Annotated in this window: 23 protein-coding genes, 3 pseudogenes and 1 riboswitch; of the genes and pseudogenes, 11 read left to right on the top strand and 15 right to left on the bottom strand. The window is 33.9% G+C overall.

The window, feature by feature from the left end; genetic code table 11:
• Positions 1-77 precede the first annotated feature (77 nt).
• Positions 78-356 (top strand): DUF6930 domain-containing protein, encoded by a 279-nt coding sequence (locus THESIDRAFT1_RS07135; RefSeq protein ID WP_483027941.1) that lies wholly within the window; start codon positions 78-80, stop codon positions 354-356.
• On the opposite strand, the gene THESIDRAFT1_RS07130 is transcribed toward THESIDRAFT1_RS07135, so the two are convergent.
• From THESIDRAFT1_RS07130 to rlmD, 5 genes and pseudogenes are all read right to left on the bottom strand, one after another.
• Entirely contained in the window at positions 353-712 is a 360-nt protein-coding gene (locus THESIDRAFT1_RS07130) for a hypothetical protein (protein ID WP_039929242.1), read from the bottom strand. The genes THESIDRAFT1_RS07135 and THESIDRAFT1_RS07130 overlap by 4 nt on opposite strands.
• A gap of 44 nt (positions 713-756) precedes the next feature.
• Entirely contained in the window at positions 757-1,758 is a 1,002-nt protein-coding gene (locus THESIDRAFT1_RS07125; RefSeq protein WP_006569957.1) for a hypothetical protein, read from the bottom strand.
• 2 nt (positions 1,759-1,760) lie between these two features.
• A complete protein-coding gene (locus tag THESIDRAFT1_RS07120; protein WP_006569956.1) occupies positions 1,761-2,135 on the bottom strand; it encodes a hypothetical protein in 375 nt (124 codons plus the stop codon).
• Between the two features lie 112 nt (positions 2,136-2,247).
• Positions 2,248-2,493, bottom strand: coding sequence for a hypothetical protein (locus THESIDRAFT1_RS07115; RefSeq protein WP_244262588.1), 246 nt, complete (start codon positions 2,491-2,493; stop codon positions 2,248-2,250).
• Positions 2,494-2,503: 10 nt separating this feature from the next.
• Positions 2,504-3,859, bottom strand: a pseudogene (gene rlmD, locus THESIDRAFT1_RS07110) (23S rRNA (uracil(1939)-C(5))-methyltransferase RlmD).
• Between the two features lie 165 nt (positions 3,860-4,024).
• Here rlmD and THESIDRAFT1_RS07105 point away from each other — a divergent pair.
• From THESIDRAFT1_RS07105 to THESIDRAFT1_RS07090, 6 genes are all read left to right on the top strand, one after another.
• Complete coding sequence (locus THESIDRAFT1_RS07105; protein ID WP_006569954.1) at positions 4,025-4,441, top strand: HutP family protein; 417 nt, start codon at positions 4,025-4,027, stop codon at positions 4,439-4,441.
• 71 nt (positions 4,442-4,512) lie between these two features.
• A complete protein-coding gene (locus THESIDRAFT1_RS13395) occupies positions 4,513-4,659 on the top strand; it encodes a hypothetical protein (protein ID WP_004400040.1) in 147 nt (48 codons plus the stop codon).
• 12 nt (positions 4,660-4,671) lie between these two features.
• Entirely contained in the window at positions 4,672-5,799 is a 1,128-nt protein-coding gene (locus THESIDRAFT1_RS07100; protein WP_006569953.1) for a sodium ion-translocating decarboxylase subunit beta, read from the top strand.
• 90 nt (positions 5,800-5,889) lie between these two features.
• Positions 5,890-6,063 (top strand): spore coat associated protein CotJA, encoded by a 174-nt coding sequence (locus THESIDRAFT1_RS12980; protein ID WP_006569952.1) that lies wholly within the window; start codon positions 5,890-5,892, stop codon positions 6,061-6,063.
• Positions 6,064-6,067: 4 nt separating this feature from the next.
• Positions 6,068-6,325 (top strand): spore coat protein CotJB, encoded by a 258-nt coding sequence (locus tag THESIDRAFT1_RS07095; RefSeq protein WP_003868342.1) that lies wholly within the window; start codon positions 6,068-6,070, stop codon positions 6,323-6,325.
• A 13-nt stretch (positions 6,326-6,338) separates the two neighbouring features.
• The gene (locus THESIDRAFT1_RS07090; protein ID WP_003868341.1) at positions 6,339-6,911 is read left to right on the top strand and encodes a manganese catalase family protein; all 573 of its coding nucleotides are present in this window, start codon (positions 6,339-6,341) and stop codon (positions 6,909-6,911) included.
• A 16-nt stretch (positions 6,912-6,927) separates the two neighbouring features.
• On the opposite strand, the gene THESIDRAFT1_RS07085 is transcribed toward THESIDRAFT1_RS07090, so the two are convergent.
• From THESIDRAFT1_RS07085 to THESIDRAFT1_RS07075, 3 genes and pseudogenes are all read right to left on the bottom strand, one after another.
• Positions 6,928-7,428, bottom strand: coding sequence for a YbaK/EbsC family protein (locus THESIDRAFT1_RS07085; protein WP_006569951.1), 501 nt, complete (start codon positions 7,426-7,428; stop codon positions 6,928-6,930).
• Positions 7,397-9,821 (bottom strand): annotated as a pseudogene (locus tag THESIDRAFT1_RS07080) (homocysteine S-methyltransferase family protein). The gene THESIDRAFT1_RS07085 and the pseudogene THESIDRAFT1_RS07080 overlap by 32 nt, the downstream one beginning before the upstream one ends.
• A gap of 13 nt (positions 9,822-9,834) precedes the next feature.
• On the bottom strand, positions 9,835-10,746 hold the full coding sequence (locus THESIDRAFT1_RS07075) for a methylenetetrahydrofolate reductase (RefSeq protein ID WP_006569949.1): 912 nt from the start codon (positions 10,744-10,746) through the stop codon (positions 9,835-9,837).
• A 63-nt stretch (positions 10,747-10,809) separates the two neighbouring features.
• A riboswitch (SAM riboswitch) is annotated at positions 10,810-10,914 on the bottom strand.
• A gap of 499 nt (positions 10,915-11,413) precedes the next feature.
• Between THESIDRAFT1_RS07075 and glgP the strand changes: the two genes are divergently transcribed.
• Entirely contained in the window at positions 11,414-13,054 is a 1,641-nt protein-coding gene (gene glgP / locus THESIDRAFT1_RS07065; RefSeq protein WP_006569947.1) for an alpha-glucan family phosphorylase, read from the top strand.
• Here the strand turns inward: glgP and THESIDRAFT1_RS07060 are convergent.
• Complete coding sequence (locus THESIDRAFT1_RS07060) at positions 13,047-14,438, bottom strand: glucose-6-phosphate isomerase (RefSeq protein WP_006569946.1); 1,392 nt, start codon at positions 14,436-14,438, stop codon at positions 13,047-13,049. The two genes, glgP and THESIDRAFT1_RS07060, sit on opposite strands and share 8 nt — an antisense overlap.
• Positions 14,439-14,619: 181 nt before the next feature.
• Between THESIDRAFT1_RS07060 and THESIDRAFT1_RS07055 the strand changes: the two genes are divergently transcribed.
• Both THESIDRAFT1_RS07055 and pepT read left to right on the top strand, forming a co-directional pair.
• A complete protein-coding gene (locus THESIDRAFT1_RS07055; protein WP_004401536.1) occupies positions 14,620-15,117 on the top strand; it encodes a nitroreductase family protein in 498 nt (165 codons plus the stop codon).
• An 18-nt stretch (positions 15,118-15,135) separates the two neighbouring features.
• Positions 15,136-16,361 (top strand): annotated as a pseudogene (pepT, locus tag THESIDRAFT1_RS07050) (peptidase T).
• Between the two features lie 15 nt (positions 16,362-16,376).
• On the opposite strand, the gene THESIDRAFT1_RS07045 reads toward pepT, so the two are convergent.
• The 3 genes from THESIDRAFT1_RS07045 to cimA all read right to left on the bottom strand — a co-directional run bounded on the left by THESIDRAFT1_RS07045 (position 16,377) and on the right by cimA (position 19,821).
• Entirely contained in the window at positions 16,377-17,156 is a 780-nt protein-coding gene (locus tag THESIDRAFT1_RS07045; protein ID WP_006569944.1) for an alpha/beta hydrolase family protein, read from the bottom strand.
• Between the two features lie 72 nt (positions 17,157-17,228).
• Complete coding sequence (locus THESIDRAFT1_RS07040; protein ID WP_003871324.1) at positions 17,229-18,167, bottom strand: DUF1848 domain-containing protein; 939 nt, start codon at positions 18,165-18,167, stop codon at positions 17,229-17,231.
• Between the two features lie 91 nt (positions 18,168-18,258).
• A complete protein-coding gene (gene cimA / locus THESIDRAFT1_RS07035) occupies positions 18,259-19,821 on the bottom strand; it encodes a citramalate synthase (RefSeq protein ID WP_004401546.1) in 1,563 nt (520 codons plus the stop codon).
• A gap of 169 nt (positions 19,822-19,990) precedes the next feature.
• On the opposite strand from cimA, the gene THESIDRAFT1_RS07030 reads away from it, so the two are divergent.
• Positions 19,991-20,869 (top strand): nitroreductase family protein, encoded by an 879-nt coding sequence (locus THESIDRAFT1_RS07030; RefSeq protein ID WP_006569943.1) that lies wholly within the window; start codon positions 19,991-19,993, stop codon positions 20,867-20,869.
• Between the two features lie 84 nt (positions 20,870-20,953).
• Here THESIDRAFT1_RS07030 and THESIDRAFT1_RS07025 read toward each other — a convergent pair whose 3' ends face one another.
• From THESIDRAFT1_RS07025 to THESIDRAFT1_RS13980, 3 genes are all read right to left on the bottom strand, one after another.
• The gene (locus THESIDRAFT1_RS07025) at positions 20,954-21,532 is read right to left on the bottom strand and encodes a histidine phosphatase family protein (RefSeq protein WP_006569942.1); all 579 of its coding nucleotides are present in this window, start codon (positions 21,530-21,532) and stop codon (positions 20,954-20,956) included.
• Positions 21,529-21,699 (bottom strand): hypothetical protein, encoded by a 171-nt coding sequence (locus tag THESIDRAFT1_RS13230; protein ID WP_006569941.1) that lies wholly within the window; start codon positions 21,697-21,699, stop codon positions 21,529-21,531. The genes THESIDRAFT1_RS07025 and THESIDRAFT1_RS13230 overlap by 4 nt, the downstream gene beginning before the upstream one ends.
• Before the next feature lie 330 nt (positions 21,700-22,029).
• Positions 22,030-22,152, bottom strand: a complete 123-nt coding sequence (locus tag THESIDRAFT1_RS13980) for an RpiB/LacA/LacB family sugar-phosphate isomerase (RefSeq protein WP_483027940.1) — start codon at positions 22,150-22,152, stop codon at positions 22,030-22,032.
• Positions 22,153-22,156 lie beyond the last annotated feature (4 nt).

The raw sequence follows: 22,156 nt of genomic DNA, 5'->3' as shown, positions 1-22,156 counted from the left end.
TTTATATCCCTGCCTTTTCGCTACTTTGCACTATTAAGTATACCATATATTACCTAGAAAATAAATAAAAGCAGACTATTGCTATTAGAAGTTGTATTTTAGCTGATTCCCGAACAGAAATGGTAATAGATCAATATTTACTTGCTCCTGAAGATGATGAGGTCCAATATGTTTTAGATATGGTAATCAATTATATTTTAAATATAGGAAAGCCCAGAAGGATTTTTGTAAGAGATGAATATTTGCTTTATCTATTGACGGATTTATGTGAACGTGGAAAAATAGATTTACAGGTTAAAGAAAGGTTAAAAGCTATTGATAGATTTGTAGAAAGCTTTTCTGAATTTCAATTTTAATAAGAAAGCAGATAGTTTTGGGAGAATGAATGGCTATGCCGTTCATACCGTTTATCTCTTATTGTACTATTTACATAAGCTATATCCATCTCTATGTCAGTCCCCGTATTTTTTTGCTTGGCAATCCTCGATAAAAGCAATTCATCTTTTAATACAGGAATTAAGTATTTCCTTTCTGGAATAACAAGAGGAGCAGCATGAGTAATCCATGTATTTTGTTGTTTACCATACCTATGAACTAAGGTTTCTCCTGCTTCAAAATCTACTTTAATGTCCTTTTCAATAAAATCTTGAAGAGCCATAAATAAATGCTTAAATACTTCAGTTTCTTTTAATACTTCTTCCTCATCTAGCATACAGAAGTTAGATTTAGTTTAAATACTGATAAAGTCATTAAAGATTATGAAAAAAGAACACCCCTGTACTCATCTTCTATGAGGTCAAATATATGTTTGCTTTTACCCAAAAGTTCATCTTCTTTTTCGGTCAGAGGATCAAGCCAATCAGCCTTATCACGCGCCCATTTCAACCATTTTAAAAGCTTTTCCCTTTTTCCTTCGTCGGCAACCTCAGCTATTTTTCTTTCCATGCAGTCAGTAAATCTTCTTATTTTCTCTGCCTTATCCCAATCAGAAGCAGCCTGCTCCAATAGCTTTACCTCTTCCAATTCTCCTTTCCTCATTTGTTCCAAACGCCGCTGTCTTTCACGCTCTTCCCATTCTCTCTTTTCTTCTCTTTCTTTCAGTTCATCTGCAGCTCGAAGTTTATTTGCAACAACAAACATATCATAAATTATTTTTCCTACTTGAGCTTCCAAAGGCTCATTGTCATTATCTTTGTATTCCATCTTATATTGGATGCTATTCCCAAACCAGCTTTTTGCAGATATTGACAACACCAAATAAGTCTGGACTTCAACATTGTTTTGTGAACCTCGTTTTCTTCTTGTTTCTTCTTTCAATTCAAAATAAAACGCTGAATGCATAACAACAAAATAAGCTGTATCCTTGCCTGAATCTATACTAACCTGAGTATAACCCTCCATATCCTCAAGCGTGCTCATAATTGTATCCAATATTCTATATGCCCTGTTTATATTAGATTCTGAAACACTTATTGGGAGAATAGCTTTATTCTCTCGATATTTACTTTTTACACTTGCATAATAGCTTGAACTGAAGCTGGCCTGTTTTAATGCCTTGTCCCTCTTTTTCCTATAAATTACTTCTTCCTTGTGCTCAGTAATTAAATGGTGTGGGTTTCTAAGCTGGCCTTTTACCTGTATTTGTGAGCATGTTTCACTAATAAACGTTTTTGTTTCTTCTCTTAGTTTTCGTATATAGACATATAAAGCCGTTTCAACATCGGCATACACCCATTTCTTTTTTTCACCGAAGCTCAATTCTAAAAACTCCTTTTACGACTATATTTACCACATTTAGGACAAGGATAATTCTCAAGATTAATTGCTTTTTGTTCTCCCCCATCGACTTCTACAACATCACAATCGATTGGGTGTAATACAACTTTACATTTAGGACATCTATACTTCACTTCAAAACAGCCACCATCATAATCTAAATGTATGAAAAATCTTCCATAGAACTCATCGCACTTTGGACAACGATATACTTTATGACCATAACCATCAGCAATTACTGAATTTTTTTCAAGAAACAATTTCTTAATATGTTCTATGGTTTTCTTTGAATGTATAAGATGCGGAAGCAAAGCAAATTCAGATTCAAAATTCATAAGATTATAAGGACTATACTCCATTCCAATACCTATTTTAAAGCTTTTTGAATTCTACGATATTTTAGCTCCATAATTTCTTCTTTCCATGATGTCAAATATAATAGCATGAGTGTCAATTTTTTTACTATGACATCTATTTCAAAGTCGACAGTTTCTTAGCATATCGTTCTTCATTGTAGGCTTCACCATTTTTTAGCACATCGTATATTTCTTCTATTAATATTGCGGCGATTTTTTCTTTTGCCTGTTGTTCTGTGTATCCTGATTTTTTTAGTCTTTCCAGTGTCACTTTGGTAATTGGTGGATTATTGTCTCTAATCTGGTTATTTACAACCTCTAAAATAATCCTTTTTAAATTCTGATTGGCCAAACGGCCCACCTCCTCATTCTTACTTTCTCTCTATTAAAACTACCGTCTCAACATGATAGGTATGAGGAAACATGTCTACACATTTTACTTTTTTCACTTTATATACATCTTCACTGAGGGTTTTTAAATCCCTTACAAGAGATTCAGGATTACACGAAACATACACTATTTTTTCAGCGTTAAATTTCACAATGTCTTCAAGCGCTTTTGGATTGATTCCAGACCTTGGGGGGTCTACAATTACTACATCGGGTTTTTCTTTTATCTCCTTTAACTTTTGAGATACATCGCCAGCAATAAAAGTGCAATTTTCAAGGCCGTTTAGCTCAGCATTTTTTCTTGCTGACATAACTGCTTCTTCTACTAGTTCTATCCCAATTACCTTTTTAGCCATTGGAGCCATAATTATGCCTATGGTTCCTGTACCAGAGTACAAATCAAAAACTATTTTGTCAGATACATCTCCTGCAAATTCCCTCACTGTCTCATAAAGTTTTTCTGCTCCGTATGAATTAGTTTGAAAAAAGAAAATGCACTTATTTTAAATTTTAAATCCAAAATCTCTTCTATGAGATAATCTCTTCCATATAACACTTCCAATCTTTCGCATACTACAGCATCTGACCAGGAATCGTTTTGAGTATGTAGTACACCTACAAGCCGACTTTCAAAATTCGCATTTTTATATCTTTCAATAAGCTCTGTAAAGTCATGTTGCAACTGTGTTGTCGTCACAATGTTTAACAAAATCTCTCCTGATTTTGATGCCTTTCTCACAACCAAATGTCTCAAAAAACCTTCATGAGTCTTTTTGTCATAAAAAGGAAGTCCTTTTTTATTGCATAATCAAAAGTAAGATTTAAAGCCTTGAGAAAATCATCTTCAACAATATTACATTTGTCTGTCATGATTACCTCATAAAATCGACCTTTTCTATGAAGTCCTAACGCCGCATTGCCTTCTTTATCTTTTCCAAAAGTGTATTCCATTTTATTCCTATAACCATGCTCTTTAGGACTTTTTACAATACCTAAAAATTCGTACTCTGTTATTCCTTCTTTTTCAAAAAGCTTTTTCAAAATATCTTCTTTTATCTTAAGTTGATCTTGATAGCTAACATTTTGATAAGTACAGCCGCCACAATCTCCAAAGTGAGGGCAAAGGCTTTGCTTCTCCAAAGTAGAATTTTCTATTACTTCTACTATTTCGCCTTCTACCATATCCTTTTTTACTTTTTAACTTTTGCCTTTATTTTTTGCCCCAAAAGTGCTCCTTTTATTTTTACTTTTTTCCCCTCAAAATAGCCTATCCCAAATCCACCAAATTCCATCTCTTTTACGTCAACTGTGATAACATCGTTTTTTCTCACTGTCATTCCTCCTTTGCTATCTAGATTATACCTTATTTTGCTCAATAATTCTAATATTACTTATTAAAATGTTTTCATCAAAAAATAAAATAACCTTTACATAATTTTAATAACGTTGTATACTAATACTGGGTGAGAGAGTGAAAGAGTGAGAAAGGATGAAGAATTAAAGTGTTTATAAACAACCTAACAGTTGCAAAAGGAGCCATGGTATTGTCTCTTTCCTCAAATAGAGAGGAAGAAGAAGAAATCAAAAAACTTCTCTTAGAAAAAGGTTACAAATGCGCTGTAACAGAGCTGGGAGGTAAAAGTAGCGAATTCAATGAAAAAATAGTCTCTGCAGTGGTAGGAGCAGCTTTAAACAATAATGTAATTGAAAAAAATCCAACTTCTATGCACGCCCTCTTACATGCTACAATTGAAGCTGTAAAATCCTTATCCTTGACTTTGCCCTTAGACGTAAGCCTTATGATGAAAATTGCAGTTGTAGCAGATAATACTTGGATTGCAGTTTCAATGTTTGGAAAATCAGCTTTACATCCTCTCACAAATCATGAAAGGTTGGGTTTTGGAATAATGCACTTATAAAGTACATAAGGGGAGACAGAGGGAAAGAGTCATAATACTATGGCTCTTTTATTTTTTCAGGAGGTGAAATAATGGTACCAGATACAGTTTTAGGAGCTATTTATTTGTCAATCATAGACATGGTTTTGTTGTCAATGCTTCTGTTAGTAATTGGTGCTATATTATCAAAGATATTTCCGTTATTTAGTAAAATCGAAAAATTTATTAACAAAAAATAAGGAGTGACACAAATGGAGTTTCTGTTAAAACTTTTTAAAGATATGATACAAACTACCGGTCTTGTTCATTTAACTTGGGGTAATGTGTTTTTAATATTGGTAGGTATATTCCTCATATACTTAGCTATTGTAAAAAAATATGAGCCATTTTTACTTCTTCCAATAGGTTTTGGCAGTATTGTAGCAAACATACCAGCTACTGATTTATTGGAACCTGGAGGACTTATACACTTTTTTTACTTAGGGGTTGAAAAGGTTATCTATCCTCCCCTTATCTTCCTCGGCGTAGGTGCCATGACGGACTTTGGTCCTATGATTGCGAATCCTAGTTTAATGATTTTAGGTGCTTTTGCCCATATAGGAATATTTATAGCATTAATAGGCGCAAAACTTTTAGGTTTTAGTATATTTGAAGCGGGGGCTATAGGGATTATTGGCGGTGCAGATGGACCAATGGCAATTTACGTAACTCAAAAATTAGCTCCCCACCTTATGGCTCAAATATCTGTCGCTGCGTATTCTTATATGGCGTTAATGCCTTTAATACAACCTCCTATCATGAGGTTACTTACTACAAAAGAGGAAAGGCAAATAATGATGAAACAGATGAGACCCGTTTCAAAAACAGAAAAAATCGCCTTTCCTATTGTAATAACTGTTTTAATAGATTTACTACTTCCTCCAATTGCTCCTCTTATAACAATGTTGATGTTAGGAAATCTTTTAAAAGAGTCGGGAGTTGTAGATAGGCTTGCAAAAACAGTCAGTGGAGAATTTATGAACGTAATTACGATATTATTAGGAGTCTCCATAGGCTCCACCATGAAAGCAGACACTTTTTTGACCATTAAGACATTAGAGATAGTCACCTTAGGGCTTATCGCTTTTATGACAGGAACAGCTGGAGGTGTACTGGGAGCAAAATTTTTAAATAAACTTTCTGGTGGAAAAATAAATCCTCTTCTTGGCTCTGCAGGTATAGCTTCTGTTCCAATAGCTGCGAGAGTGTCCCACTCTGTAGCCATAAAAGAAAATCCTTACAACTTTTTAATAATGCACGCCATGGGGCCAAACCTTGCCGGAGTTTTTGGAACGGCAATAGCAGGTGGAATAATGCTTGTACTATTAGGAGTTCATTAAAACAGCATAAATGGCTGTTTTTTTACTGTATCACAAACATATATACAAGAATATTATATTAGTAAAACTACAGATTTGGAGGTTTAAAAAATGTACGACTATAATCCTTATGTACAAGATTATGCTTTTCCTTCTCTAAAGCTTGCACAGGCTTATGTGCCTTTACAGAAGTATGTATCTCTTTATCCTCCGGAAGAAGCCATTAAAAAAGGCACTGTTTTCCCTGAACTTGATATGCCTTATGTAGGCGAAAAAATGAGGTGATAAAATGGATGGCAATCAAATATCTTTGCTTAAGAAAATCATGGAAATAGAGTTTACCTGTATAGATTTGAATCTATACTTAGACACCCATCCCGATGACCAAAAAGCCCTTCAAGACTATAACTATTATTCCAACCAATTGTCTATGTTGAAACAACAATATGAACAATTTTACGGGCCCTTGATGGTTTTTGGTCATTCACAAAGTCAATATCCTTGGAAATGGGTAGATGACCCATGGCCTTGGGAAATAGAATATTGAGGAGGACTTTGTTATGTGGGTTTATGAAAAGAAACTACAATATCCTGCTAAAGTATGCAAACCAGATGTAAAAATGGCAAAATACCTCATCGCCCAATATGGAGGCCCTGATGGAGAATTGGCAGCCGCTTTAAGATATCAAACTCAGCGATTCGTCATGCCTACAGGAAAAGCAAAAGCAGTTTTGACAGACATTGCTACAGAAGAATTAGCACACCTTGAAATAATAGCAACTCTTGTTTTCAAGCTTTTAAAGGGAGTACCAGTAGAAATATTAAAAAGAGAAGGATTAGGGGAATACTATACAGAACATGATAGAGGCCTATTCTATGCAGATACAACAGGAATGTTATGGACCGCCGCCTATATCCAGGCTAAAGGAGATGCAATCGCTGATCTACACGAAGATATGGCAGCCGAAGAAAAAGCAAGAGCAACTTATGAACATTTAATAAATCTCACAGATGACCCTTGTGTAAAAGATACTCTAAGGTTTTTGAGAGAAAGGGAGATTGTACACTTTCAAAGATTTGGAGAAACTTTAGTACAGGTAAGAGAATATATGGAAAGTAAAAAATTCTTTTAAAAAAGTAGATGTATGTCTATTGGCATACATCTACCCATTTTCCTTCTACTATTTTATCAAGGTCTTCGACTTTTATGGTAGCAGCAGCATTTGTATCACCAGCTGCAGGATATACTACCTCATAATTTTTTAAAGACACATCATAATATACTTCAACCGGATTTTTCAGCCCATAAGGACAAACGCCACCAACAGGATGCCCTGTAACTTCTAACACTTCTTCTGGGGATGCCATTTTTGCTTTTGTTTTAAAAGTATCTTTAAATTTTTTATTGTCTATTTTTCTATCCCCTGCTGTTATAATCATAATATATTTATCTTTTAATCTAAAAAGCATAGACTTTGCTATTTCCCCAGGAGTTACCCCTAAAGATTTAGCTGCTTTTTCCACAGTGCTTGTATCTTCAAAAATTTTTATTTTAATATCATATCCTTTCTCTTTAAAAAACTCTTTCACCGCTTCTACTGACACCTCTACACCACCTTTAAATACCACAAGTTTTACATAAAAGAGCATTTTTTAAGAAAAACTTATCAGCAATTTTAACTGCATCTTGAGCCGTTTTTCCGTAATAATCTGCTCCAATCTTATAGGCATATTCCTCAGTCAAAACAGCCCCGCCTACCATTATTTTCACATCAGTATTTGCTTTAAGCAGTTTGATAATTTTCTCCATATTAAACAAAGTTGTCGTCATCAAAGCACTTAGACCTACTAACGGTGCCCCTGTTCGCTTTACTTCCTCTAATATCACTTCTCCTTTGACATCTTTTCCTAAGTCAATTACATCATATCCATAGTTTTCAAGCAAAACTTTTACTATATTTTTTCCTATATCATGTACATCTCCTTCAACTGTAGCAAGTATTATTTTGCCTTTAGATACTGAACCTTTTGGAAGCTTTTCTTTTATTATCTTGAAAGCGCTTTGCACCACTTCTGCAGAGCTCAAAAGTTGTGGCAAGAAATATATGCCTTTTTCATATCTATCTCCCACTTCTTTTAAGGCAGGAATTATTATGTTATCAACTATAGAAAGAGGCTGAACTTCCTCCTCTAAAATATTTTTTACTATATCTTCTACTCCTGACTTTTTGCCTTCTAAAATCTGGATATAGAGTTTTGATTTTAAATCTTCTTCTTGAATTTTTTGTTGTTCTTTCTCTTTGATCTCCTCTTTTTGCTTTTTCCCATATATATTCAGATAATTCACACTGCCTTTATCTTTATTTAGTAAAACCATTGAAGCCCTCAAAGTGTCCATCATGGCTTCATCGCAGGGATTTATAATAGCAGTAGTAAGCCCATAAGATGCTGCCATTGCTAAAAAAGTAGAGTTTATCAACCTTCTTTCAGGTAAACCAAAGGAAACATTGCTAAGTCCCACAACAGTATTTACTCCTAACTCTTCTTTAGCCAATTTTATCGCTTCTAAAGTCTCAATTGCAGCCTCCTGCTCAGAAGAAACCGTCAGCACAATACAATCTATCAATATGTCCTCTTTAGGTATGCCATACTCTTCCGCTTTTTTTATAATTTTTTTCGCATTTTCAATTCTTTCATGCCTATCTTTGGGAAGCCCTTTATCTCCTACAGTAAGTCCTACAACACAAGCTCCGTATTTTTTGACAATAGGAAGCACTTCTTTTAAACTTTCCTCTTTTGCACTTACAGAGTTGATTATGGGTCTACCTCTTAAAATTCTTATAGCTTTTTCTACAGCTTTAATATTAGTGCTATCTATTTGAAGAGGAATGTCTACCACATTTTGTATTTCAGAAACTACTTTAGGAAGTAATTCTTCTTCGTTTACCCCAGGAACTCCCACATTTACATCCAATATTTCCGCTCCGCATTTTTGCTGTTTTATAGCTTCCTCTACTGCTAAACTCACATCTCCCGCCAAAAAAAGCCTCACTTAACTTCTTTTTTCCAGTAGGATTTATACGTTCCCCTATAACCCTTAAAAGATAATTTTCACCTATGAAAACTGTTTTTGTATTGGAAGCTACAGCTGTAAATTTGTTGACTTTGACTTTTGGCTTTAAATCTTTTACAGCTTTTTTAACAAGTTTTATATAGTGAGGAGTAGTACCGCAGCACCCTCCCACTATAGAAGCGCCTTTTTCAACAAGTAAAGGAAAGAAACTAGCAAATTCTTCTGGTTTTAAGTCGTAAACTGTTTTGCCGTCGCGAATGACAGGCATACCTGCATTAGGTTGTGCAATAATAGGTATGCGAGAAACTTGAGACATTTTTTCCACTACACTTACCATTTTATCGGGGCCTGTCGAGCAGTTAACGCCAATGGCATCCAATCCTAACCCTTGTAAACTAACTACTACAGTTATAGGGTCTGACCCCATGAGAGTCCTTCCATCTTCTTGAAAAGTCATTGTACATATAACTTTCATGTTTGAATTCTCTTTAGCAGCAAGAATGGCAGCTTTTGCCTCCAGCATATCTGACATTGTTTCAATTAAAACAATATCTGCTCCCGCTCTTTCTGCAGCTATAATTACTTCTTTAAAAACATCATAAGCTTCGTCAAAAGTCATGTCTCCATAAGGGGTCAAAAGTTCTCCAATAGGTCCTATAGAAAGTGCCACAGGTTTATCTTTGGAAGCTTCTTTGGCAATTTTGACAGCCTGAGTGACAATATTGAAAACCTCATTTTCCAGTCCATATTTTGCTAATTTTATCCTGTTAGCGCCAAAGGTATTTGTCTCAATCACATCCGCTCCTGCTTCTATATAGGACCTGTGGATATCAAATACTACTTCTGGATGGGTTATATTCATATATTCGGGACACTCTCCACTTTTTAAACCCCTCTCTTGAAGTTGTGTCCCCATTGCTCCATCAAAAACAATCACTCTATTTGAAAGTTCTTTAAAAATGTCTAACATTTTTAACCTCCATTTAATTCATCTGTACGTTATTTTCTGCAAAATCACAGACTAAATCATCGACTCTTGAAATTATTTCTAACACAACATTTGTACTCCCTAAAGGCATAATGTGAATTCCTGCAACTTCACTGCGTATCCGCTTTATAAACTCTACAGCTATGTTTATTCCCTCTTCTCTTCCTCCATCCTTTAGCCTTTCTAAAACTTTTTCTGGAATATCTATACCTGGCACTTTTTCATTTAAATTGACTGCCATTTTATAGCTTTTAAGAGGTAATATGCCTATCAAAAGTGGTACATTGAAATTTTTAATCTTTTCAATAAACTTAAATAAAATTTCCTCATCATAAACCGGTTGTGTTTGAATAAATTCTGCCCCTGCCTCTATCTTAACTTTAAGCTTCTCTAGTGCTTCATCCCTTAAATCATTTGGATTTGCAGTCGTACCGGCGCAAAATTCTGTTGGGGAATCTAATTTATTTCCATTGTAATCATAACCTCTATTAAAAGCACTGATAATCTTTAAAAGCCCAACAGAATCTACATCATATACCCCTTTAGCCTGAGGAGTATCTCCACGGGAAGGGTCATCTCCTGTCAAGGCTAGTATGTTTCTCACACCTAACGCATAAGCTCCTAAGAGCTCTGACTGAAGGCCTATCAGATTTCTGTCTCTACAGGTCAAATGAAAAATAGCTTCAATGTTTAAGTGGTCTTGTAAAAGGTGAGCGACTGCTATAGGACTCATCCGCATATTCGCCATAGGACAGTCCGTTATATTTAAGGCATCTACAATGCCTTTTAATTTTCTCGCTTCTTCAATAGTTTTCGTTATATCTACCCCTTTTGGCGTAGAAATTTCTGCTGTCACAACAAACTTCCTTTTCTTAAGTTTAGTACACAAATTTTCATTTTTCAACATCTACATCGCCTCCATTTTTAAAAATAAAAAAGTCTCTTCGCCAAAAGAAGAGACACCAAAACTCTCTCATCTTTCAGCGAAACGCTGCTGGAATTGGCACCAAGACGCATATAAAATGCCGGTTGCCGGGTTTCATCGGGCCAGTCCCTCCACCACTCTCGATAAGAGATTTTAAAGTATTAAATTGTTAAACTATTTAAGCTATATGATACTATGGATTAACTCCTATGTCAATAGAAATTTTTTTGTCCCTCTCTAAAGATTTTGCAGGCTTTTAACTTTTTTAAAATAAATCTGTAAATTTTTTATGTTATTTGCTATACTATAATTGTAAAGAATATAAATTTTCGAGAAAGGAATGTTTTGCATGTTCTCATCTCTTATTTTTGGTATCCTTTTTATTGGATCAATTATACTTTACGGTTTAATCTGGTGGAAAATTTTTGATAAAACTGGTTATGGAGGAATATATGGTCTTTTGATGTTTATACCTATTGTGAATTTTATAATGCTTTTAATATTAGCATTCACTGAGTGGCCCGTACATAGATATAAAAATTATTGAGCAATAACACTGTTTTTATTTTTAATACTTGTGCAACCACTTGCATAATGATTTTTTTAATATTATAATATACTTAATACTTGGAAAATGAGGAGGTTTAATATGAGTAATGAAAAATTGCCAAAAGTAGCCTATTTCTGCATGGAATACGGCTTACAATCAGATTTCAAACTATACGCAGGTGGTCTTGGCATTTTAGCAGGAGACCATCTAAAAGCCGCAAAAGAATTAGGTATGCCTTTAGTAGGAATAGGCATACTGTGGAAACAAGGTTATACAGAACAACATATCGGTGAAGACGGATACCCTTATGATGCCTATCGCAATTACACACGTAAGTACGACTTTTTAAAGGACACAGGAGTAAAGGTAAAAGTAAAAATAAGAAACAAAGATGTATACTGCAAAGTATGGTTGGTAGACAGCTTTGACAATGCGCCTTTGTATTTGCTTGACACAGATATACCAGAAAATGGAGATAGATGGATAACAGGTCAGCTTTATGGATGGTTTGGTGAAGAAAGAGTTTCACAGGAAATGGTATTAGGCATTGGCGGAGTAAGAGCTTTAAGAGCTTTGGGAATTGATGTTGATGTTTATCATTTTAACGAAGGGCATGCAGTATTAGCAGCCATTGAGCTTATAAGAGAGAAAATGGAAAATCAAAATATGAGTTTTGAAGAGGCGTGGAAAGCTACAAGAGAAGAAGTAGTATTTACAACCCATACCCCTGTTAAAGAAGGAAACGAATCTCACGATTTAGAACTTCTCATGTACATGGGTGCAAACAATGGTCTTTCAATTGAGCAAATGGCTCAAATCGGTGGTGTTCCTTTTAATATGACAGTCGCAGGTTTGAGACTTTCTCGCATTGCAAACGGTGTCTCAAAACTTCACGGGCAAACTGCAAACAAAATGTGGCAACATGTTGACAACAAAGCACCTATAATCTCCATAACCAATGGTATTGACAGAAACACTTGGGTAGATAAAAGGATAATAGAAGCCTACAACAAAGGTGAAGGACTTTTAGAAACTCATAATATTTTAAAACAAGAATTAATTGATTTTGTATATCAAAGGACAGGAGTCAAATTGGACGCTGACAAGCTTTTGATAGGTTTTTCAAGGAGAGCTGCTCCTTACAAAAGAAGCGACCTTATATTTACAAATGACGAAGTCATAGGTAATTATCTAAGGTCTAAAAAAATACAAATGGTGTTCTCAGGAAAAGGTCATCCACTAGATGATGTGGGTAAAAAAATTGTCACAAAATTAATAGAGATGACAAAGAAATATCCTGAAAGCGTAGTATTCTTAGAAGATTACGACATGACAATAGGAAAAATGCTTACTCGAGGCGCTGATGTGTGGTTAAACAATCCAAGAAGACCAATGGAGGCCAGTGGTACCTCCGGCATGAAAGCCGCCATGAACGGAGTACTAAATTTAAGCATTTTAGATGGATGGTGGCCAGAAGCTTGTATAGACGGAGTAAATGGCTGGCAATTTGGAGATGGTTTTGAGTCTGACAATATAGAAGAATTAGACAAACACGACCTTGAAGCACTCTACGACGTTCTTTTAAATAAAGTAGTACCCACATACTACAATGATAAAGCAAAATGGGAAAATATGATGAGAGAAAGTATAAGGACGACTTATGAAGCTTTCTCAGCTAATAGAATGTTAAAAGAATACTACGATTTAATGTACACAAAAAATAAGTCAACCCCTATTTAAAAAGGCCGCGCAATTGCCCGGCCTTTAATTTATTTTCCCAATCTTTTTCTAACAATTCTTTTTCTTTTTCATATCCTGGTTTTCCTAAAAGTGCAAACATGTTTTTCTTGTAAGCCTCTACTCCTGGTTGGTCAAGTGGATTAACCCCATTTATATATCCGCTTATAGCACAAGCCATTTCAAAGAAGTAGACCAGATTGCCAAAATAGTAAGCTGATATTTCAGGGATATTTACTACAAGGTTAGGAACATTCCCATCTGTATGAGCCAATAATGTACCTTCAAAAGCCTTTTTATTGACAAAATCTATAGTTTTTCCTGCTAAAAAGTTAAGCCCATCTATATTGTCCTTGTCTTCATTTATAACTATATCTTTAACAGGTTTTTCAACATTTAAAACTGTTTCAAAAATATTTCTGCTTCCCTCTTGTATAAACTGCCCCATTGAGTGTAAATCTGTCGTAAAATCTACTGAAGCAGGATAAATTCCCTTATTGTCTTTACCTTCACTTTCTCCAAAAAGCTGTTTCCACCATTCAGAGAAATAGTGAAGCTTTGGCTCATAATTTACAAGTATTTCTATAGCTTTGCCTTTTCTGTACAAAATATTTCTCAAAATTGCATACTGCATGCTTATATTTTCATTAAGGTTGTCTTTGGTATAGACTGTTGAAGCATCGTAAGCACCCTGCATCATATCGTCTATGCTAATGCCTGCTACTGCTATTGGTAGAAGGCCTACAGCTGTCAAAACTGAGTATCTTCCTCCAACATCGTCAGGAATCACAAATGTTTCATATCCTTCTTCATCAGCTAATTTTTTTAAAGCTCCTTTCGCTCTATCTGTTGTCACATATATTCTCGATTTAGCCCCTTCTTTTCCATATTTTTTCTCAAGAAAATCTCTAAAAACCCTAAAAGCTATTGCCGGTTCTGTGGTAGTACCAGATTTAGAAATCACATTTATTGATACATCTTTGTCCTCTATAAGTTCAAATAAATCACTTAAATATGTAGAGCTTATGCTGTTTCCAGCAAAATAAATCTCCGGCATATTCCTCTTACCTTTTGGCAACAAATTATAGAAGGAATGAGAAAGCATTTCAATTGCCGCTCTTGCCCCTAAATAAGACCCACCTATACCTATAACCACAAGCACATCAGAATCTGATTGAATCTTCTCTGCTGCTTTTTTAATGCGTTCAAACTCTGCCTTATCATAATCTTTGGGAAGACTTACCCATCCTAAAAAGTCATTCCCTTGAGCATTTTTATTAAGCACCATATCAAGAGATAATTTTGCATGCTTTTCCATATATTCAATTTCTTTTTGACTTACAAATTGTAGAGCTTTTGAATAATCAAAACCTATCAATTTCCTCATATGTAAACCTCCATTCTTTATTTACATACTCATATTTTATATCATAAATCTATCTTATTCAAGTTTTTCAAAAGTATGTATAAGTTTACTTAGCTTTATTTTTATACAGTAATAGATTTTTGTCAATCTTTTTGGAATTTTTACTTTATGGGATATAATATAAAGAGGAGGTGCAAAAGTTATGGAGGCATTAGAGGCTTTAAAAAAGAGAAGAAGTATAAGGAAATACATAGATAAACCTATTCCAAAAGAAATATTAGAAGACATAATAGACTGCGCAAGGCTTGCTCCCAGTGGAAATAACGCACAGCCTTGGCATTTCGTCGTTATAACAGACAAAGAAAGACTTAAATTCATAGCAGAAAAAGCTACATATGGGAAATTTATTAAAGATGCAGGAGCTTGTGTCATCGTCTACTGCGATAAAAATAACAGACATCACTTAGAAGATGGTTCAGCAGCAACAGAAAATATATTACTCGCAGCTACTGCCTACGGCATAGGTTCCTGTTGGGTAGCTGGGTATAACAGAACCTATGAAAAAGAAATAAACGAATACCTCAACATTCCTGACAACTTAAGAATGATTTCTATTATATCATTAGGATATCCCGCAGAAGAGCCACAACCAAAATATAAAAAAGCTTTATCTGAAGTGTTACATTGGGAAAAATTTTAAATGAAAGAGGGTTATAATATGTCAAAAGTAGTGGAGAGATTTTTAAAATATGTAAAATATCATACAACATCGGATGAAAACTCAACAACTTATCCCAGCACTGAGGGACAAGTAATATTTGCAAAAGAATTAGCAAATGAGCTTGAAGAAATAGGCCTTAAAGAGGTAAATGTAGATGAAAACGGTTATGTTACGGCTTTACTTCCTTCAAATACTGACAAAAAACTCCCTACAGTAGGATTTATAGCTCATATGGACACAAGTCCTGACATGTGCGGCAAAGACGTAAAGCCTCAGATAATAGAAAATTATGATGGCAAAGATATAATCTTAAACAAAGAAAAAAACATAGTATTATCTCCTACTGAATTTCCAGAGCTTAAAAATTACATAGGAAAAACTTTAATCACCACAGACGGAACAACTCTTTTGGGAGCTGATGATAAAGCAGGAATTGCAGAAATAATAACAGCTATGGAATATTTAATAAATCATCCTGAAATAAAGCATGGCAATATAAAAGTAGCCTTCACACCTGATGAAGAAATTGGTAGGGGTGTAGACAAATTTGATGTAAAAAATTTAATTGTGATTTTGCTTATACTGTAGATGGCGGTGGAATTGGAGAAATAGAATACGAAAATTTCAATGCTGCCAGTGCTAAAATCAAAATTAATGGCAGAAATGTGCATCCTGGAACAGCAAAAGGCAAGATGAAAAACTCCATTTTGATTGGAATAGAACTCCAAAATATGTTACCTGAACATGAAACTCCTGCCCATACTGAAGGATATGAAGGTTTTTATCATTTGAACAATTTTGAAGGCAATGTAGAACAAACTAAAATGTATTATATTATCAGAGATTTTAATAAGCAAACTTTTTTAGATAAAAAAGAATACCTAAAAAGCATTGTAGAAACATTAAATAAAAAATATGGTGAAGGCACACTAGAGCTTGAACTTAAAGACCAGTATTACAATATGAGAGAAATAATTGAAAAGCATATGCACATAGTCGATACAGCATTAGAAGCAATGAAATTAGTAGGAGTGGAACCTAAAATAGTGCCTATAAGAGGAGGCACTGATGGAGCAAGATTAAGCTATATGGGGCTTCCAACACCTAATTTATTCACAGGAGGGCATAATTTTCACGGTAAATATGAATTTATACCGACATATGCAATGGAAAAAGCAGTCGAAGTAATAATAAAAATAATTGAGCTTTACGCAGAAAAATAAGGGATAGCGATGGAGCTATCCCTTTAACAATTCCTTTTTGAAAAACTCTACTGACTCCTCAATCGCCTTTTTCTCCCATTCTAAACTCTTAAAAGTATGGTCTGCATTTTCGATTGTCACTCTTGTAGCGTTATCCCCATAAACCTCTTTTAAGATTCTATCAGAAACTTTATATTCAACCGCTTCATCATTTGTCCCATGAACTATAAGCACTTTTTTATCGTATCCTTTTGACAGCTCAAATATATTTAATTTTGAAATATCCTCAACAAAATCTTTACTCAGTTTATGTCCTCCTATGTCTACAAAGCCCAATTGTTCCATAATAGCTCCGTATTGCTTTACACTTTCGTTCATTATAAGCTCAGGCATATTAAAAGCTGGAGCCCATAGCACCAACGCCTTTATTTCATCTTTATATTCCCTTGCTACAATCCCTGCAATAGCTCCTCCCATACTCAAACCAAGTAGTCCTATTCTCTCAGGGTCAGTCGTAGGTTGCTCTTTCACAAACTTTAAAATTTGTCTTGCATCTTCCAATTCACTGCTAAATGTCATTTCACTAAAGTCCCCATCACTTTCTCCAGAACCATAAAAGTCAAACCTTACACTCCCAATACCTACTTTTTCTAAAGCTCTTGACATCTTCACAAAAATAAAGTGAGACTCTACTTTATTGCCTGTAAAACCGTGAAACATTATTACCATAGGCACTTTACCCTTAACATCATCAGGCAAATGCATCATTCCTCTTAAAGTTTTGCCGTTATATGTAATTTCAACAGCCTTTTGCATAATAACACCTCCAAATATTTCATAATTCAATTATACTACAGTCAAGAAAACTTTTCCACATAGACAGATTTTTTATCTATCAAAAATTGAAGTTTGCCAAACAGCACAAGATTTAACTTCCCTTTCTTTTATTACATCCTCTTCTGTCAATTTGCTACACAACAAAGGAGAATTTACATTGTACTGCTTTGTATTTCTTTTTATAGTACTGATACTACTGTTTGCGTAGCAATAAATACAGCCATGTAGACAAGTATCATAGGCACCAATATCTATACTTTCATCACAACCACAAAACTTCCTTTGATTCTTATCCTTTCCTATATTGAGTTTTTTACCAGAAAGCTCTTCTATTAAAGTTTTATCTATACATCTCGCATGCTCTATACCATATGGCGATAAATCCAATTCTTCTGCACAAGTCTCAAGTTTAATTGAGTGCTCTTTCGCTATTTCATAAAATCTATATGCAATTTCTAACTTCTGTTCCTTGTTTATCTCATAAGCCCCTATTTTTTCTAAAGTCTTGTAAACTTTAGGATAAAGAGTCACAAAACTGATTATACATTTTGATGTATATCCATAAAGTTCAGACATTATTTCCTTAAAGCTTTTTACATGGTATTCTATATCAAATTCGGGAATTAAAATAATAGGGTCATAACGCCAAATTACCCTCTCTTTCCCTATTTTGCTAGACAGCTTTTTAAAAACTTCAATTATATGTGATTTTTCTGGCACATTCCTCTCTATTCTTTTATCATAGGGATTTAAAGTAAATAAAAAATAATAAGCATAGTCCTCTATCAAATGCAATTTCGGTATCATTTTTTCTGGATTTTTTGTCCAAAACACAATGCCATCTACTGCATCTTTCTTTAAAGAAACTTTACTGACTTGATGAAAATTAAAAGGATTCCTCACCAAAACATAGCCTTCCTCAATTCTTTTAAAAAACCAATCGCTGTAAAAAGCCGGAATATCCGTTCTCCTGCTTGCACTTATTATCATTCAAATTTCTCCTTTCAAAAAAAGAGAAATTGACATGTTCATTTTTACTTTAACATCAATGACAATTCATGTCAATTTCTCCGCTTTTGAATTAACTTTCTTTGTTAAGTTTGTACTCTATTGAATCAACAAGGGCTCTCCAACTGGCCTCAATAATATCTGTAGAAACCCCAATTGTGCTCCATGAATCTTTTCCGTCTGTCGACTCTATTATAACTCTAACTTTAGCAGCAGTTGCAGAATTAGAATCCAAAACCCTCACTTTATAATCTGTCAACCTCATTTCTTTTATCTGTGGGTAAAATCTCTCCAGTACTCTTCTTACAGCATTATCAAGAGCATGTACTGGCCCATCTCCCTCAGCTGCAGCTATCTCCTCTATACTATCGACTTCCACTTTTATAAGTGCTGAAGAATTAACACTATTTACAGAAGGCTCATTTACAATAACTTTGAACTCTTTTAAATTAAATGCTGGTTTATATTTTCCAAGAACCTTTCTTATCAAAAGTTCTAAAGAACCTCCTGCATTTTCATATTGATACCCTAAATACTCCATTTCTTTTAATTTATCTAAAATTAACTTTGTTTCAGGAGAATCCTTTGTAATAGTTGGATCTATTTCATTTATGGCATTTAGCACTGTTCCTCTGCCTGCAACTTCAGAAATCAAAAAGGTCCTACTATTTCCCACTAAAGAAGGGTCAATCAGTTCATAAGAATAAGTATTTTTATTTACAGCATCAGCATGCATCCCCGCTTTGTGGGAAAAAGCATTTTTCCCAACATAAGGCGCCCTTTCATCGTAAGTGACATTTGCAATTTCACTTACAAATCTGGCTAAATGAGTCAATTGTTTTAGATTTTCATCAGGCACACATTTATATCCCATAAGTAATTGCAAATTCGGTATCAAGGTACATAAATTCGCATTGCCACATCTTTCACCATAACCGTTTATTGTACCTTGTACTTGTATTGCCCCTGCTTGTACTGCCATTATAGAATCTGCGACAGCCATTCCGTTATCATTATGACAGTGTATTCCTACTTCTGTATTAAATTTATCCACAACAGTTTTTGTTATTTCATAAACCTCCATAGGAAAAGCTCCGCCTTTTGTATCACACAAGCATACACTGTCTGCGCCCGCCTCTAATGCTACTTCTAATGTCTTTAAAGCATACTCTGGATTTTGTTTGTAACCATCAAAAAAATGCTCTGCATCAAATATAACTGACTTACCTTTGTCTTTAAAAAACTTTACTGTATCATAAATCATTTTTAAGTTTTCTTCTAAAGTAGTTTTCAAAATTTCTGTAACTTGAAAGTCCCATGACTTGCCAAAAATAGTTACTACCTCTGTGTCAGCATTTAAAAGGGAAATCACATTAGCATCCTCTTCGGTAGTTGTATTCGCTCTTCTTGTGCTGCCAAAAGCGATTAATTTAGCATTTTTTAACTTAATATTTTTAACTCTTTCAAAAAATTCAATATCTTTAGGATTAGACCCAGGATTACCTGCCTCAATATAGGTTACACCAAACTCATCAAGAACTTTAACTATCTTTAATTTGTCTTCCACAGTAAAAGATATACCTTGTCCTTGAACTCCATCTCTTAATGTTGTGTCGTATATCCGTATACTCTTCACAATGCATCCCCCTTTATACCTTTTTTATGTATAGTACATATTTTATCAAATTGAACTGATAAAGTGAAGAGGCAAATAAAAGTTTTTCATTAAAGGTTTCATTGGCTTAATTATATCAATATCTATGTTATAATAACATTAGCAAATCAAATGAAAAGGAGGGCTTTCAATGGATGCACTAGACAAACTTAAAAATAGAAAAAGTTGCAGAAGCTTTTTAGAAAAGCCTATATCAGATGAAGATTTAGATGAAATATTAGATATTGGGCTTGCAGCCGCAAGTGGTGGGAATACTCAACCAATTACCATAATAAAAGTAAGAAATAAAGAAACAAAAAAGACTTTACGTCAAATATTAGGACAAAATTTTATAGAAACTGCAGACACCATACTATTTTTTATTTTAGATTTTTACAAGCAACGCAAATGGTGTCAATTAAGCAAATCTCCTTACGGGCGCCACAGATCATTTTTAGAATTTATAATAAGCCTTGAAGATGTTATGTGCACAGCACAAAGCATCGAAAGTGCCTGCACTTTGAAAGATATCGGATGTGTATATCTAGGTACACCAAACTTGAGATATGAAGAACTAAAAGAAATATTGTCATTACCAGAACTTACAATACCCGTATTAGCAATGTGTCTGGGCTATCCAAAAAATTCTGGAAAACCTAATAAAAAACTCAATAAGAACGCTGTAATTTTTGAAGAAAAGTATAAAATTTTAAGCGACGAGGAAATAATAAAATACTATGATAACGAAAAATATAATAATATAAAAATTAACATTAATGATAAAAATTTTAATTTGGCAGAAAAATTGTTTGAAATTTCAAAACAAGTAGAAAGCGATAGCTTTGCTAATGAAGTAAAAAATTATATAAAAGAAAAAGGTTATATTAATGCTGCTCAAAAACTCTTTGGATTACACTACAACCCTATCGAAATGATCGGAATGAATGAATGGATATGGAATTTTTTTAAAAGCCAAGGCTTTGATTTTTTGGATAATTCTTTTCATATTAATAGGTTAGATGTAAAATAAAGTTTATAAAATCTCATTTAAAGGCTTTACATTTAAAAAAATAAATAGATGATATTTAATTCTACAGTCTGAAACATAGTATGTTTATTTATATTTATATTTAAAAATATTAATTTTTTCGATCTCTATACATTTGTCGCCATCAAACTTAAACTTTACAATCCACGGCATAACATGTTTGATTTCATTAAATTCATTATATCCAAATGATTTATCATAAAAATTGATAATAGTACTCAATATAGTACCATGAGTCCCTATTGCAATATTTTGGTTTTTATAATTCTCTAAAACTTTTTTCAGTGCTGCAATGCCTCGTTGCTGTACCTCTGATAAACTTTCTCCATCTGATAATTTAAAATTAAAATCTTGCCATTGCTGTCTCGCAAAAGAATCAAAATCATCAATCCATTCACTATCAACCTTGCGTTCTCTAAAATCCGGAACAGTAATTACTGGTAGGTTAACTTTATTGGCAAAGTCTACTAAAGTATCAACTGCTCGTTTATATGGACTTGATAAAATAATTTTAATATCTTTATCCATCAAATAAGCTGTAACAAGTTGTCTATCGATTAAGCCTTTATCTGTAAGAGGTCTTAACTCATCATTGTGCTCTGTATAGTCTGATTCTGCATGACGAATAAAATAAATTGTTGTCAATTAACCCACCTCCACCATATTATTTCAACATTATTCCTTAACTGTTGTATTATGCTAATAAATTTAATATAATCATCGTCACTTTGAAATATGGTTTCACGATTAATTCCTCTTAGCATGATGTGGTAAATCCCCGTTTTGCTCTTTTCTCGCGCTTTCCTTGGCATTTCCTACCTCCTATCGTAAATTATATATATATTATATCATATTGTTAAACAAGTCCCTGTTACAATATTTTTTTCATTTTCTTATTTTTCAGACAGGTCCCTGTCCCCTTCTCCTTCTTGAACTAATACTTAATTATTGTAAATTGACGTCTAAAAAAACGTTTCCTGGATAAGCAAAAATAACTTGTAATTAATAATGTAATATATGGTATGGTATATTATTATTTTAAGCCATAGCAGAAATCTTTACACCTATAAGATTTCAAGCTATGGCTTAAAACTCGTTTTCAAAATTAATTTTATATTTAGATTTTCAGTTATAAAAATGATTTAGTTTCTCTTTTTGATTTTTTCAATTTCACTTATTTTATCTATTCTTTTCTGATGTCTTTCTCCTTGAAATTCGGCATCAAGCCATTCATCTACAATCATTGTCGCAAGACCAGGTCCTATTACC

It is taken from the genome of Thermoanaerobacter siderophilus SR4, assembly GCF_000262445.1.
Taxonomy (GTDB): Bacteria; Bacillota; Thermoanaerobacteria; order Thermoanaerobacterales; family Thermoanaerobacteraceae; genus Thermoanaerobacter; species Thermoanaerobacter ethanolicus.
Note: the sequence above shows the minus strand (reverse complement) of the source record. Positions and strands in the feature narration are given on the sequence as shown.

Bases quoted from the DNA above. Each gene is read 5' to 3' on its own strand.
- THESIDRAFT1_RS07130 (WP_039929242.1), bottom strand. From the start codon at position 712: ATGCTAGATGAGGAAGAAGTATTAAAAGAAACTGAAGTATTTAAGCAT.
- THESIDRAFT1_RS07120 (WP_006569956.1), bottom strand. From the start codon at position 2,135: ATGGAGTATAGTCCTTATAATCTTATGAATTTTGAATCTGAATTTGCT.
- THESIDRAFT1_RS13395 (WP_004400040.1), top strand. From the start codon at position 4,513: ATGGTACCAGATACAGTTTTAGGAGCTATTTATTTGTCAATCATAGAC.
- THESIDRAFT1_RS07100 (WP_006569953.1), top strand. From the start codon at position 4,672: ATGGAGTTTCTGTTAAAACTTTTTAAAGATATGATACAAACTACCGGT.
- THESIDRAFT1_RS12980 (WP_006569952.1), top strand. From the start codon at position 5,890: ATGTACGACTATAATCCTTATGTACAAGATTATGCTTTTCCTTCTCTA.
- THESIDRAFT1_RS07095 (WP_003868342.1), top strand. From the start codon at position 6,068: ATGGATGGCAATCAAATATCTTTGCTTAAGAAAATCATGGAAATAGAG.
- THESIDRAFT1_RS07090 (WP_003868341.1), top strand. From the start codon at position 6,339: ATGTGGGTTTATGAAAAGAAACTACAATATCCTGCTAAAGTATGCAAA.
- THESIDRAFT1_RS07085 (WP_006569951.1), bottom strand. From the start codon at position 7,428: ATGCTCTTTTATGTAAAACTTGTGGTATTTAAAGGTGGTGTAGAGGTG.
- THESIDRAFT1_RS07075 (WP_006569949.1), bottom strand. From the start codon at position 10,746: ATGTTGAAAAATGAAAATTTGTGTACTAAACTTAAGAAAAGGAAGTTT.
- glgP (WP_006569947.1), top strand. From the start codon at position 11,414: ATGAGTAATGAAAAATTGCCAAAAGTAGCCTATTTCTGCATGGAATAC.
- THESIDRAFT1_RS07060 (WP_006569946.1), bottom strand. From the start codon at position 14,438: ATGAGGAAATTGATAGGTTTTGATTATTCAAAAGCTCTACAATTTGTA.
- THESIDRAFT1_RS07055 (WP_004401536.1), top strand. From the start codon at position 14,620: ATGGAGGCATTAGAGGCTTTAAAAAAGAGAAGAAGTATAAGGAAATAC.
- THESIDRAFT1_RS07045 (WP_006569944.1), bottom strand. From the start codon at position 17,156: ATGCAAAAGGCTGTTGAAATTACATATAACGGCAAAACTTTAAGAGGA.
- THESIDRAFT1_RS07040 (WP_003871324.1), bottom strand. From the start codon at position 18,167: ATGATAATAAGTGCAAGCAGGAGAACGGATATTCCGGCTTTTTACAGC.
- THESIDRAFT1_RS07030 (WP_006569943.1), top strand. From the start codon at position 19,991: ATGGATGCACTAGACAAACTTAAAAATAGAAAAAGTTGCAGAAGCTTT.
- THESIDRAFT1_RS13230 (WP_006569941.1), bottom strand. From the start codon at position 21,699: ATGCCAAGGAAAGCGCGAGAAAAGAGCAAAACGGGGATTTACCACATC.